This window comes from Flavobacterium sp. (assembly GCF_046153165.1).
Classification (GTDB): Bacteria; Bacteroidota; Bacteroidia; order Flavobacteriales; family Flavobacteriaceae; genus Flavobacterium.
The window spans coordinates 25,686-38,589 of sequence record NZ_JBJXEN010000098.1 but is presented as its reverse complement, the minus strand read 5'-3'; the positions used below and the strand labels follow the sequence as shown (position 1 = coordinate 38,589).

13 protein-coding genes are annotated in these 12,904 nt (G+C 30.2%); 8 read left to right on the top strand and 5 right to left on the bottom strand.

All coding sequences use genetic code 11. The annotated features are described in order from the left end of the window. Both ACKVOV_RS11815 and ACKVOV_RS11810 read left to right on the top strand, forming a co-directional pair. The coding region (locus tag ACKVOV_RS11815) for a glycine--tRNA ligase (RefSeq protein WP_409206960.1) at positions 1–1,182 on the top strand (1,182 nt) is incomplete at its 5' end. A gap of 129 nt (positions 1,183–1,311) precedes the next feature. Then, positions 1,312–2,865 carry an aldehyde dehydrogenase family protein gene (locus ACKVOV_RS11810; protein ID WP_409206959.1) on the top strand — a complete coding sequence of 518 codons (1,554 nt, stop codon included), beginning with the start codon at positions 1,312–1,314 and terminating at the stop codon, positions 2,863–2,865. 111 nt (positions 2,866–2,976) lie between these two features. On the opposite strand, the gene ACKVOV_RS11805 is transcribed toward ACKVOV_RS11810, so the two are convergent. From ACKVOV_RS11805 to ACKVOV_RS11795, 3 genes are all read right to left on the bottom strand, one after another. After that, positions 2,977–3,558: a PhnA domain-containing protein gene (locus ACKVOV_RS11805; protein ID WP_409206958.1), complete on the bottom strand. Its 582-nt coding sequence runs from the start codon at positions 3,556–3,558 to the stop codon at positions 2,977–2,979. Between the two features lie 78 nt (positions 3,559–3,636). After that, positions 3,637–4,164 carry a DUF6646 family protein gene (locus ACKVOV_RS11800; RefSeq protein WP_409206957.1) on the bottom strand — a complete coding sequence of 176 codons (528 nt, stop codon included), beginning with the start codon at positions 4,162–4,164 and terminating at the stop codon, positions 3,637–3,639. A gap of 47 nt (positions 4,165–4,211) precedes the next feature. Continuing rightward, the gene (locus tag ACKVOV_RS11795) at positions 4,212–4,937 is read right to left on the bottom strand and encodes a metallophosphoesterase (RefSeq protein WP_409206956.1); all 726 of its coding nucleotides are present in this window, start codon (positions 4,935–4,937) and stop codon (positions 4,212–4,214) included. 254 nt (positions 4,938–5,191) lie between these two features. Between ACKVOV_RS11795 and ACKVOV_RS11790 the strand changes: the two genes are divergently transcribed. The 5 genes from ACKVOV_RS11790 to ACKVOV_RS11770 all read left to right on the top strand — a co-directional run bounded on the left by ACKVOV_RS11790 (position 5,192) and on the right by ACKVOV_RS11770 (position 9,680). Beyond that, positions 5,192–5,602: a hypothetical protein gene (locus ACKVOV_RS11790; RefSeq protein ID WP_409206955.1), complete on the top strand. Its 411-nt coding sequence runs from the start codon at positions 5,192–5,194 to the stop codon at positions 5,600–5,602. A 528-nt stretch (positions 5,603–6,130) separates the two neighbouring features. Further along, the gene (locus ACKVOV_RS11785; RefSeq protein WP_409206954.1) at positions 6,131–6,289 is read left to right on the top strand and encodes a hypothetical protein; all 159 of its coding nucleotides are present in this window, start codon (positions 6,131–6,133) and stop codon (positions 6,287–6,289) included. An 86-nt stretch (positions 6,290–6,375) separates the two neighbouring features. Beyond that, entirely contained in the window at positions 6,376–8,412 is a 2,037-nt protein-coding gene (locus ACKVOV_RS11780; RefSeq protein ID WP_409206953.1) for an ATP-binding protein, read from the top strand. 26 nt (positions 8,413–8,438) lie between these two features. Beyond that, the gene (locus ACKVOV_RS11775; protein ID WP_409206952.1) at positions 8,439–9,116 is read left to right on the top strand and encodes a response regulator; all 678 of its coding nucleotides are present in this window, start codon (positions 8,439–8,441) and stop codon (positions 9,114–9,116) included. A 237-nt stretch (positions 9,117–9,353) separates the two neighbouring features. Next, on the top strand, positions 9,354–9,680 hold the full coding sequence (locus ACKVOV_RS11770; protein ID WP_409206951.1) for a hypothetical protein: 327 nt from the start codon (positions 9,354–9,356) through the stop codon (positions 9,678–9,680). Here the strand turns inward: ACKVOV_RS11770 and ACKVOV_RS11765 are convergent. Together ACKVOV_RS11765 and ACKVOV_RS11760 are read right to left on the bottom strand one after the other, a co-directional pair. Further along, complete coding sequence (locus ACKVOV_RS11765; protein WP_409206950.1) at positions 9,664–10,821, bottom strand: ATP-binding protein; 1,158 nt, start codon at positions 10,819–10,821, stop codon at positions 9,664–9,666. The two genes, ACKVOV_RS11770 and ACKVOV_RS11765, sit on opposite strands and share 17 nt — an antisense overlap. 12 nt (positions 10,822–10,833) lie before the next feature. Further along, a complete protein-coding gene (locus ACKVOV_RS11760; protein WP_409206949.1) occupies positions 10,834–11,694 on the bottom strand; it encodes an aldo/keto reductase family oxidoreductase in 861 nt (286 codons plus the stop codon). Positions 11,695–11,870: 176 nt separating this feature from the next. On the opposite strand from ACKVOV_RS11760, the gene ACKVOV_RS11755 reads away from it, so the two are divergent. After that, positions 11,871–12,875 (top strand): AAA family ATPase, encoded by a 1,005-nt coding sequence (locus ACKVOV_RS11755; protein ID WP_409206948.1) that lies wholly within the window; start codon positions 11,871–11,873, stop codon positions 12,873–12,875. Positions 12,876–12,904 lie beyond the last annotated feature (29 nt).

The following is a 12,904-nucleotide window of genomic DNA, read 5'->3' as shown; positions in this document are numbered from 1 at the left end:
ATCGAAAAAGCAAGTATTCGCTTTGGTGAAAGCTTTAATCGTGAGGAATTTGTAACTACAAATGCTCGTGTAGTCGAATATCTTTCTAAAAAGAATGAAATTCTATCAAGAATGGCTCGTTCATTAGAAACTGAAAATTTGGCTGATGTAAAAGCACTAATTGAAGAATTAGAAAGTGCATGCCCAGATTCTGGATCAAGAAATTGGACAGAAGTAAAACAATTTAACTTAATGTTTGGAACAAAAATTGGAGCCTCAGCAGAATCTGCGATGGATTTATATTTGCGTCCCGAAACAGCACAAGGTATTTTTGTAAACTTTCTAAATGTTCAAAAATCAGGCCGAATGAAAATTCCTTTCGGAATTGCGCAAACTGGAAAAGCATTTAGAAACGAAATTGTAGCACGTCAGTTTATATTCAGAATGCGTGAATTCGAACAAATGGAAATGCAATTTTTTGTAAAGCCAGGAGAAGAGATGAAGTATTATGAATATTGGAAAACTACACGTTTAAACTGGCATTTATCACTTGGTCTAGGAAAAGATAATTACCGTTTTCATGACCACGAAAAATTAGCACATTATGCTAATGCTGCTGCGGATATTGAATTTAATTTCCCGTTCGGATTCAAAGAACTAGAAGGAATTCATTCTAGAACCGATTTCGATCTAAAAGCGCATGAGAAGTTTTCAGGTAAAAAATTACAATATTTTGATACCGAAACCAATTCAAATTATACACCATATGTGGTAGAAACTTCAGTTGGATTAGACAGAATGTTCTTGGCAGTTTTTTCAAATTCATTAAAAGAAGAAACGCTAGAAGACGGTTCAACAAGAACAGTTTTACAATTACCATCAGTTTTAGCCCCTACAAAAGCTGCCGTTTTACCATTAATAAAAAGAGATGGTTTGCCAGAAGTTGCCAGAAAAATTATTGAAGATTTAAAATGGGATTTCAATGTGGCTTACGATGAGAAAGATGCAGTTGGAAGACGCTATAGAAGACAAGATGCACTTGGAACACCATTTTGTATTACGGTAGATCATCAAACATTAGAAGACGAAACGGTAACTATTCGTCATCGTGATACTATGAAACAAGATCGAGTTAAGATTTCTGAATTACGAGATATTATTAACAATGAAGTTTCAGTTAAAAATTGGTTGATGAAGATGTAGTTTCTTAACGAATATAATTACTTAAAACGCCTTAATACATACAATATGAATTAAGGCATTTTTTATTAATCCTATCCAACTCACGATTAAACAAAAAGTTATAACTTTGCAAAAATTAATTTGAAAATAATGTCAACAATAGCACAACAATTCGGTATGACCGAAGCATTAGCACAGTTAGGTGTAAAAGCAATAAATGAAGGAACTTCAACAGGAAGTGAATGGTTTTCAAATGGTGAATTATTAGAAAGTTATTCGCCAGTAGATGGTCAATTAATAGGAAAAGTGAGAGCAACTACTGCTGCAGATTACGAAAGAGTAATGCAAAGCGCAACAGAAGCATTTAAAAGCTTTAGAGCTATGCCTGCCCCACAAAGAGGAGAAATTGTTCGCCAGTTTGGAAATAAACTAAGAGAATTAAAAGAACCACTTGGTAAGTTAGTTTCTTACGAAATGGGTAAATCTCTTCAAGAAGGTTATGGTGAAGTTCAAGAAATGATCGATATCTGTGATTTTGCAGTGGGTCTTTCTCGTCAATTGAACGGGCAAACTATTCCTTCAGAGCGTCCAAGTCACGTCATGAGAGAACAATGGCATTCTATTGGTGTTGTTGGAATTATTTCAGCATTTAATTTTCCTGTTGCCGTTTGGGCTTGGAATACCGCTTTAGCTTGGATATGTGGTGATGTATGTGTTTGGAAAGCATCAGAAAAAGCACCATTATGCTCTGTTGCTTGTCAAAATATCATTGCCGATATATTAAAAGAAAATAATTTACCAGAAGGTATATCTTGTATTATAAATGGAGATTACAAGGTAGGTGAAATGATGACTACTGATGTGAGAATCCCATTAGTTTCTGCAACAGGTTCAACTCGTATGGGAAGAATTGTTGGTTCGACAGTGGCACAACGTTTTGGTAAATCTTTACTAGAATTAGGAGGAAATAATGCTATTATTATTACACCAACTGCCGATTTAAAAGTAGTTGTTCCAGGAGCTGTATTTGGCGCTGTGGGAACTGCAGGACAAAGATGTACTTCTACAAGAAGATTAATTATTCATGAATCTGTTTATGATAAAGTAAGAGATGCTATCGTTGGTGCTTATGGGCAATTAACAATTGGTAATCCTTTAGATCAAAAAAATCATATTGGCCCATTAATCGACAAAGAATCGGTAAATACTTATTTAGCTGCTATTGAATCTGCAAAAGCAGAAGGTGGAAAAGTATTAGTTGAAGGTGGTGTTTTAGAAGGTGTAGGTTACGAATCAGGATGTTATGTAAAACCAGCCATTATTGAAGCTGAAAACACTTATAAAATTGTACAACACGAAACTTTTGCTCCTATTTTATATTTAATGAAATATAGTGGTGAAGTTGAAATTGCAATCGAATTGCAAAACGGAGTTGCTCAAGGATTATCTTCGGCAATTATGACCAATAGCTTGAAAGAAGCGGAAAAATTCTTGTCTTTTTCAGGTTCAGATTGTGGTATCGCTAATGTAAACATTGGGACATCAGGTGCCGAAATTGGTGGTGCTTTTGGTGGAGAAAAAGAAACTGGTGGAGGACGTGAGTCTGGTTCTGATGCTTGGAAAGTATATATGAGAAGACAAACAAATACTATTAACTATTCGGATGAATTGCCTTTAGCACAAGGAATTAAATTTGATTTGTAGTTTTATTTCAAAATACATAAGAAAATATAAATTTTAAGTATAAAGAAAAAGCGTTCAATTACTGAACGCTTTTTTATTTTCGATCTTAAATGATCTTATGTGGTAAATTGATTACTTCGTTTTCTTAACATATTGTGTCAAAATCACGATGTGTTGTCCTTCTACACGACCTTCAATTTGGTCAGCATTGTCCCAAACCAATTTAATGTTATGTACAGCTGCTCCACGTTTTGCAGTAAAAGTAGCTCCTTTTACATCTAAATCTTTTGTTAAGACAACAGAATCTCCATCTTTCAGAATGTTTCCATTACCATCTTTATGAACTATTTTACCTTCTTCATCTTCTCCTTCGCCAGTAGCAGCTGCCCAAACTAAAGTTTCATCATCAAGATACATCATATCTAACAAATCTTGAGGCCAACCTTCTGGACGCAATCTGTTCAACATTCTCCAAGCTACAACTTGTACTGGTTTGTTTTCATTCCACATACTATCGCTAAGACATCTCCAATGATTAGGATCAGTTGTTGTGGTATTTTCTATTTGATTTTTACAAACAGTACATACCAATACCGAATTGTCTACCGATATAGCTTCTTCTTTTGTTAAATGTATTCTTAAATCATCGTTAGAACCACATAATTCACATTTTGAATCGCTTCTTTCGTATAATTTTTTTTCTATTGGAGTCATATTGATTTTTTTATGAAAAACTATTAATTTGCAACTGTTTAATGTGTAAATTAATGGCTATTATTGTTTTTAAATTTATTATAAATTAAAAGAAACACCTACATTAAATGTAAATTGGTTGTTGTAATACTTAAATCCATCATCATTTTTGCTATATTTTGCAATAGGAATTCCAGCTTCGCCAAAAACTCCAAAGCCATCAGTAAAGAAATAACGAAATCCTGTATGTGCACCAAAATTTCTTACACCTAAATCTAATCCAGGATATATGTCCATTTTTTCGTCAAGACCAATAACATTTCCTAAATTTATATTAAAACGAGCTTTTGCATCGATTCTGTCTGTAAATTTTGGTTTGTTTTCTTCAAATACTAATGTTGTCGTGTTATATGATAAATAGGTGTTTTTTGCAGACAATAAGTAATTTGTAGAAAAACCAACAGACATGTTTTCGCCAACACCAAAATCTGCAGAAACAACAATTCCTGTTCCACCACTTTGGATATTTGCCCCAACTTGGGCTTTAATATCTCCTTTTCCTTTGTAAGCTTGTGCATTTGCAATACTTGCTGAAATAACAAGTAATAATGTAATAACTTTCTTCATCTTAATTATAAATTTTAAATAATATTGGCAAATATAATAAGTTCTATCTAATTCCTGCCTTTTTCGTTTGGATATAAGGAAGGTAATGAATCACTTTGCCAGAATTCTTTAGTGTCAATATCCATAATAGTTAGCGGGCCATTAAAAGCTGCTCCAGTATCTACATTCCAAATATTGGCTTTTTGAACAGGGATAAGTTTCCCAATTCTAGTAACAGGTGTATGACCTATGTATATTTCTTTATACAATGTAAATCGTCTAGGGTAAAATTTATGGGTAGTTTCAAAATTCTCGTTTAATGCTAATGCTGTTTCCCATAACGTTCTGTCCCAGTATAATAGTTTTGGGAAATATTCTGAATCTACACCATTCATATTTGTAAATCCAGCATGAAGAAATAATCGATTGTGAGAATCTAAATAATAGTTTTGTAACGATTTTAGGAATTCAATATGTTTTTGTCTCCTTTCACTTGAAACAAGTTGATATGCTAAAATGGAAGATTTTCCTCCGTTTTTGTACCACATGGGATTATCTTTACTATCTATGAGCCATTCACATAATAACTCATCATGATTTCCACGCATGAAAATACAGTTGTTTGTTTTTTTTAATTCAATTAGGAAATCTAAAACTTGTGGTGATTCGCTCCAGCCATCTACATAATCACCTAGAAAAATTAATAAATCATTTCCTGTGGTTTTACTTCTTTCTAAAATTTGTTTTAAAGCTCGAAGTCCTCCGTGTATATCGCCTATTATTAATGTTCTCATTCCTGAATATTGTAGGCGTGAATTTACATAAAAAATAGGTCTTAAATATGTTTTGTTTAATTAAAATTTTAACAAAATGTGCGGGAAAACCGTAAAATATATTTCTATATAGATTTTAATTTAGTAGGAATTATAATGCTAAAAATAAAATTTTTTATTTAAAAAAATAGTTTTAATCAAATACTATAAAAAATAAAGAGAATTATTTTTTACATATATAAGAATTATTACCAGCATCTAAAAAATAAAAAAAAATGAAAAAAAATCTACTTCTTTCTATTTTATTGTCGGGCTCGGTTGTTATGTCACAGTTAGGAATAGAAACTATGACGCCAAATTCAGATTCAATTCTTGATGCATTAAGCACAAATAAAGGTGTTTTATTACCTCGTGTTGCGTTATCATCAACAAATCTCGCTAGTTCTTTGTGTGCTTTTGTTGCGGGAATAGTTGTTTATAATGCAGCAACGGCTGGAAGTGGAAGTAATATTGTATTTCCAGCAATTTATTGTAGTGATGGTTTTACATGGATTAGTTTTAAAGTAAATGATATTGGTGATGTAAAGAATGGTTTTCAGGCTACAGATCACGAAGGATGGTGTCTTTTAGATGGAAGAATTTTAACAACTTTATCGGCTATTGCTAATAAATCTACTATGTTGTAAGTAATTTATTTGTCTATTTAGGAAGATAAATAAACAAGCATTTTAAAATGTGATTCATAAATTATATTTCATTTTTTCTTCCTCTTATTTGAAACTAATTAATAAACCAAAATAATAATAAATCCTCCTTTATAATTTATACCACATAGATTTTCTTTATCTCTACTAAACGATTACACAATAATTAATGTTACTGTCGAAGAGAAAAGTCTAATTATTTATGGAGATTCTCTAATTGTTTACATAATGAATAGAAAGGAAAAGTAACATCATTATTTTTTCTTTCTATTTATTATATAAACTTTCTTTCTATTGTTCTCATCCCTAAATAAGAGTTGCGAATAAGCATAAAATATTTTAGTAATTGCTTTTGTGGTTTAAAAAATTTTAACAAAATGTGTGGAAAAACCGTAAAATATATTTTTATAGAGGTTATAATTTTGGTTAAAATTATAAAGCTAAAAAGAGAGTTTTTCTTGTGAAGAAAACATTTAACAAATTAAGTTATTAATTAAATCCCGTAAAATTATGAAAACAATCATTTATTCATTAGCAGTTGTTACTTTATTACTAACATTTGCATCATGTAACGTAGAGGATGTTCTAGAAAATAATAATAATCAGGTAACAACATTAAATACAACAACCGATATTGATCCACCAATGCCAATGCCAAAACCGATGTAATTAGTAAAAGATAACTATGATAAGTCTTTATAGTAAATTCTAAAAAGAGTAAATTTGATTTTATTTATTAATATTGATTATCTAGTTTGAAAAAAATAATTTTTACAGTCTTGTTTAGTTTCCTTCTGTTAAATTGTAATCAGAAAGAAAGTGGTCGGTTATTGAGTTTAAATGATGATAATATAGATACATTATTATCTAGATCATATAATTATAAACTAGATAAGATACAAAGGGATAAGTATGCGGATCAAGTTTCATTTATTTTAAGTAACAGAATAAATGATTCACTAACCAGAAGTTATTATTTTAAACTTGCGGGAAGACATTATAATCTTAACGAAAGTGAAAGATATATAAATATCTCTAGGAAAGTTTATATTCTATCCAAAGAAAGTAACGACTCTCTTGGTATCGCAAAAGCATTGCAATATATTGGAGACTATCATTATGGGAAATTCATTAATGACAGTGCTTATTATTATTATAGTAAGGCCGAAAAAATGTATTTGCATATAAAAAATAATGAAGACATAGATAGACTTAGGCTTTATAAAGCTAATATTTTGTTTTATGAAAAAGATTTTTCAGGTTGTGAAACAGCTGTAGTAAATATATTAAAAACTATAAAAAATAAAAAAGATTTTAGATTATTATATGAATGTTATATTGCCTTGGGAAACGCACTTGAAGGGAGTAACAATACAAAACAAGCTTTGATTTATTATAACAAAGCAGATGAAGTTACAAATCAATTAAAAAAAGATTCACATTACTTATCGCTCAAAGCGCAGACATATAATTATTTAGGAAGGGTTTGCCAGAAAGAAAATAATCATAATGAAGCAATTTATTATTTTGAAAAAGCATTAGACATTTCAGATTCTCGTGCTAAGGAGCCGTTGTTATTTGCAAATTTAGTTAATAATTTAGGGTATTCTAAGTTTAAATTAAATGATAAATCTGGGTTTTCGTTACTATATGAAGCATTAAAAATTAGAAATACCCAAAATAATATTCCAGGAATAGTTTCTAGTAAAATTAATCTTTCAGAATATTATTTTGCAAAAAAAGACACTGTAAAGGCTCTATTATTTAGTACACAAGCAAAAATACTAGCTCATAATAACAAAATATTTGAAGACGAATTAAGATCACTAGATTTACTTGCTAAAATTGACCCTAAAAATGATTCTTATTATAATAATCGATTCATAAAACTAACAGATAGTCTTCAGAATAACGAACGTGCTACACGCAATAAATTTGCACGAATTGAGTTTGAAACTGATGAGATTTTAGATCAGAAAAAAAACATTGAAGCAGAGAAAGATAAAATTTCATCTCAAAGATGGGTAATTCTTGGTTTTAGCTTATTTTTTATATTAATTATTGCTTTGTTGTATCTCACAAAACGTCAACATTCTAAAAATAAAGAACTACAATTTGAGCAAGAACAACAAAAAGCAAATGGTGAAATTTATCAATTAATGTTAGAACAACAGGGTCGAATTGATGAAGGAAGGCAAAATGAAAAAAAGCGTATTGCACAAGAATTGCACGATGGAATTATGAGTAAACTAACTAGTACAAGACTAAATTTGTTTATTCTTAGCAAAAAAACTGATGAAGAAACTATAAAAAAATGCCTTTTGCATATTGCAGAGATTCAAAATATCGAAAAAGAAATAAGAGCCATCTCACATGATTTAAATAAAGACGTTTTTGCCGCAAAAGATAGTTTTAAAACAATTGTAACCGCTTTATTTGATGATCTAAAAACCACTTTACAAGTAAATGGGCACATCGAGATAGAGAACAATATAAATTGGGAAATGGTAGAAGCATCAACAAAAATGAATTTATATAGGATATTTCAAGAAGCATTGCAAAACATTCGCAAATATGCAAAGGCCAATCTTGTTATTGCCGAAATAACTAAACATGACAATAGTATCCATGTAAAAATAAGTGATGACGGAATTGGTTTTAATGTAAAAAAAGCAAAATCAGGAATCGGGCTAAAAAATATTCAATCAAGAACAACAATGATTCACGGAACATTAGAAATTAAATCAAACGTTGGAAAAGGAACGCAAATTAGCTTGGTTATTCCCATATAAACTTTATTAAAGAAGTTAGTAAATTTATGCAAAAAAAATTAAAAATTCTAATGGTCGATGATCACCCTTCAATGATTGAAGGGTATAAAATTATTTTGTCATATAATGATTTAGGGTTAGAAATTGAAACCACTTCAGCTTATAATTGCGAAAGTGCCTATAAAATAATTACAAATGAAAATGAATCTAGTAAAGTTTATTTTGATTTGATTTTTTTAGATTTTAGTTTACCTCCTTATGAGCAAATGAATATTACATCGGGTCAAGATTTAGCCTTATTGATAAAGAATTATTTGCCAGATGCTAAAATAGTGATGCTAACCTCACATACAGAAGCAATTTTGTTATACGATCTAATTAGAAAAGTAGACCCCAACGGATTATTAGTAAAAAGTGATTTTAGTGCTGAAGAATTACTGTTTGCTTTTAATAAGATAATGGGTGGTGAGACTTATCATAGTATAACTGTAAACCAGAATTTGAAAGAAATACTCTCTAAATCGAGTGTTTTAGATCAACAAAATAGACAAATTATTTCCTTGTTAGCACAAGGTATAAAAACTAAAAACCTTCCCAATCATCTAAACTTATCATTAAGCGCTATAGAGAAAAGAAAAGTTCAAATACGTGATTATTTCTGTATTAAAAACGGTGGTAATGATGAAGATATAATTAGAGAAGCTAAAACTTTAGGCTTGGTTTAATTTCATTTTTTAATACAAAACAAATAATATATTTTTCTTCTATTATTTGTTATTTCCCCCTAATTCAAAATTTTTAACAAAATGTACGGAAAAACCGTAAAACGCATTCGCTAAAAAGAAATAATTTTGGCTTATATATAGATAGATAGCCCCAATATCTTACTAACCTCAAGATTGTCTATTCTATTTAGAATTTTTTTCTAAAGGAATAGACAATTCTTATTAAAAATTTTAGCTATGATAAGAAACTTACAAAATTTAGATAAACAAACTAGATATAGTTTGTTTATTACAACATTTGCTCTTGCTGTATTTGTGATGTTAGTTCTAAATGCGGTTATATCAGTTGGGTATTTACTTGATCTTATAAAACAGCCAGGTTTTCAAAATATTTCATTATCTTTTAAAGAAGGATATTATGTTATAAATGATAAAAAAATGGGTGTTTCAATTGTTTTTAACCTTTTTGGAATTCTTGTTCTATGGTTTCTAATGCTTTATCACACAATAAGAAGCATATATGATTTAGATTATTTTTTGGATAATTTTAATGACTATAATTAGAATCAGGGCCATTATATTTCATTTTTCTTAGAACGCGCAATGCTTCTTTAAAACTTAAATATATTTGAGAATAAGGTTTTAATAAATGCTTGGCATCAATTAATTTTTGCTTGGCATTATCAAATCCATTTAAGTAGCATATCATAAGTGTTGATGGCAAATTCTCAAGATCTTTATTTTCTCTTTCTGTTAAGGTAAAACCTTTATCCATTTTTGAAATCAAAGATAAGTTTGAATTATAAATGTGATGTAGCATTTTTTTGCTAAATTCAGGTGGCTCAAACAACATTTTATTTTCTATTTTATAATAACCATTATCAAAAAATGTAATCATTACTTTTTCTAAAGGATAATAACTTGTTTTGTCATTTAATCCTAATGAAATGTACTCTGTAATTGCAAAATAGTTCTCAGTATACTCTATCAAAACTTCATCTTGTGCTGAGTAAAAGAGTTTAATCTGTTCATTTATTAATTCTATATCAACACGGGTAAAATAAATATTTTCTCTAATTTTTTTCTTATTTCCTGCCCAACAAACTACAAACAGTTCTTTAAAAACTTTATATTCAGAAACCATATCTTTATGGCGAAAATTTATAAAATCTAAAACACCATCTAAAGTATGAGCGATGCTGTTTCGTGAATTATTTTCGATGCTAATTACAGTTTCTACATTTTGTTTGGAAAAGGGAATTTTATCTTCGGTAGGGATTGTGTTGCTGCCTACTCGTTTAAAAATAGAATTAGCAACAATAGTATGAATACCTTTCTTAAAAAACGATACTTTATTATTAGGCTTTATAGTCACTAATCCTATAACTTTATCTTTTGGGAGATTGGGAAACGGAACATTTTCGTACTGAATTTTGGGAGGATTTTCTAGAAAAGCATTTACCAAATTCTGAATTCTACTATCATCAAAAAAATCATCTCCAACAATTTCATTATCAGCATCTTCAACCCCAACAACAATGTACGAATTATTCGTAGGATTCGAGTTAGACAACGCACAAATATGTTTCAAAAACTTGGCTTTACCTTCTCTAGAATGCAAGTTTAACTGACGCTTCTTGTCATAAAAACTGCACTCATCGTTGTGAGCTAGTAAATTCTTAATAAGAAGTCGTTTGTTTATCATTTTTCTAAAAATTTAAGGCACTTTATGACCAACGCTTTCGGTCCAAATAGCAAACCAATCTTCTAGTTCTAATTTTGTAGAAATTGCTTTAGTACTGTTTTTAATTCTTTCTGAATTTGTTGTGCCAATAACTGGCAAGATACCAGCCGGATGTTGCATAATCCAAGACAAAAGCAAGACGTCTTTAGTTACATTATATTTAATTTCTAATTGATCTAAAAGTATATGTAACCGTATCGTTTTTTCATTTTTTTCTTTAAAAATATTCCCCAAAGGATTCCAAGACATTGGTATAATATTATGCAATTGCATGTAATCTAAACTTCCGTCAAGCATCGATTCTAGATGAGTTGCCGAAAATTGAATTTGGTTATATTCAACTTTTGTTTTTTGGTTTATAAGCTCGGTTTGCATGGGCGAAAAGTTCGAAACGCCAAAAGCTTTAATTTTTCCTTCCTTTTTTAGTTTTCCAATCGCTTCGGCAATTTCATCTGCTTGCATCAACGGACTTGGTCTGTGTAATAAAAGTGCATCTAAATAATCAGTTTGCAAATTTTTTAATGAATTTTCGACCGACCAAATAACGTAGTTTTTCGAATAATTATAGTGTTTAATTTTATTATTTCTCCCTTCTGTATGTTCGATACCACATTTCGATATCAATTGAATTTTTTCTCGCTTTATTTGGCTTTCACCAAAGGCTTTACCAAAACTAGCTTCCGTGGTATAACTACCGTAAATATCAGCATGATCAAAAGTTGTAATGTTGTTTTCTAGACAACAATTTAGCATTTTAACCATTTGGTTTGTATTGTAATTTTCGCCCCAAATTCCCCAAGTCATGGTTCCTGCAATTATTCTAGAAAAGTTCATTTTTAGTAGTTTTAAATTTAAAATCTTAAAAATAGGCAAATACTATCATAAATCATCCTTAAAATAGTAGGTTTAAAAGAATTTTTAACCATTTTTTAACATCTTACTTATAAAAAAAAATTCAATTTGCACCATAATAAAATACAGTTTAAATTCACAGCTTTAAAAAAATAAAAATGGAAGAAAATACAACGACTTTAGACATTAGAGCGATTAATGAAAAAATTGAAAGAGAAAGTGCTTTTATAGACCTTCTCACCATGGAAATGAACAAAGTAATTGTGGGACAAAAACACATGATTGAGCGTTTGCTTATCGGTCTTTTAGGACAAGGACATATTTTGCTTGAAGGTGTTCCAGGTTTAGCAAAAACTCTAGCCATAAATACATTATCGCAAGCTATTCAAGGTTCTTTCAGTCGTATTCAGTTTACTCCAGATTTATTACCTGCTGATGTTGTGGGAACCATGATTTACAATATTAAAGCAAATGAATTTTCAATAAAAAAAGGACCAATTTTTGCTAATTTTGTTCTTGCCGATGAGATAAATCGTGCGCCAGCTAAAGTACAATCTGCACTTTTAGAAGCCATGCAAGAAAAACAAGTAACTATTGGCGATACTACTTTTAAGCTAGACAGACCATTTTTAGTGCTTGCAACACAAAATCCAATCGAACAGGAAGGGACTTATCCTTTGCCAGAAGCGCAAGTCGATCGTTTTATGCTTAAAACAGTTATCGATTATCCTAAAATGGAAGACGAACGAATGGTAATTCGTCAAAATCTAAATGGTGGCTTCCAAAAAGTGAACCCAGTTGTTTCAGTCGAACAAATTGTTCGTGCGCAAGAAGCAGTTCGTGAGGTTTATATGGACGAAAAAATCGAAAAATATATTCTCGATATTATTTTTGCCACACGTTATCCAGAAAAATATAAATTAGAAAGCTTAAAACCACTTATTGGTTTCGGAGCATCGCCTCGTGGAAGTATAAATTTGGCGAATGCTGCAAAATGCTATGCTTTTATCAAACGTCGTGGTTATGTTATCCCAGAAGATATTCGTGCTGTTGTTCATGATGTATTACGCCACAGAATTGGAATCACTTATGAAGCTGAAGCCGAAAATGTGACTTCAGTCGATATTATCAATAAAATCGTAAACGAGATAGAAGTTCCTTAAAAGCAATAAAGCAAAATTCTTTAACAATA

Coding starts and splice junctions, on each gene's coding strand:
- ACKVOV_RS11760 (WP_409206949.1), bottom strand. CDS start 11,694: ATGAACTTTTCTAGAATAATTGCAGGAACCATGACTTGGGGAATTTGG.
- ACKVOV_RS11785 (WP_409206954.1), top strand. CDS start 6,131: ATGAAAACAATCATTTATTCATTAGCAGTTGTTACTTTATTACTAACA.
- ACKVOV_RS11795 (WP_409206956.1), bottom strand. CDS start 4,937: ATGAGAACATTAATAATAGGCGATATACACGGAGGACTTCGAGCTTTA.
- ACKVOV_RS11765 (WP_409206950.1), bottom strand. CDS start 10,821: ATGATAAACAAACGACTTCTTATTAAGAATTTACTAGCTCACAACGAT.
- ACKVOV_RS11755 (WP_409206948.1), top strand. CDS start 11,871: ATGGAAGAAAATACAACGACTTTAGACATTAGAGCGATTAATGAAAAA.
- ACKVOV_RS11790 (WP_409206955.1), top strand. CDS start 5,192: ATGAAAAAAAATCTACTTCTTTCTATTTTATTGTCGGGCTCGGTTGTT.
- ACKVOV_RS11805 (WP_409206958.1), bottom strand. CDS start 3,558: ATGACTCCAATAGAAAAAAAATTATACGAAAGAAGCGATTCAAAATGT.
- ACKVOV_RS11775 (WP_409206952.1), top strand. CDS start 8,439: ATGCAAAAAAAATTAAAAATTCTAATGGTCGATGATCACCCTTCAATG.
- ACKVOV_RS11810 (WP_409206959.1), top strand. CDS start 1,312: ATGTCAACAATAGCACAACAATTCGGTATGACCGAAGCATTAGCACAG.
- ACKVOV_RS11770 (WP_409206951.1), top strand. CDS start 9,354: ATGATAAGAAACTTACAAAATTTAGATAAACAAACTAGATATAGTTTG.
- ACKVOV_RS11800 (WP_409206957.1), bottom strand. CDS start 4,164: ATGAAGAAAGTTATTACATTATTACTTGTTATTTCAGCAAGTATTGCA.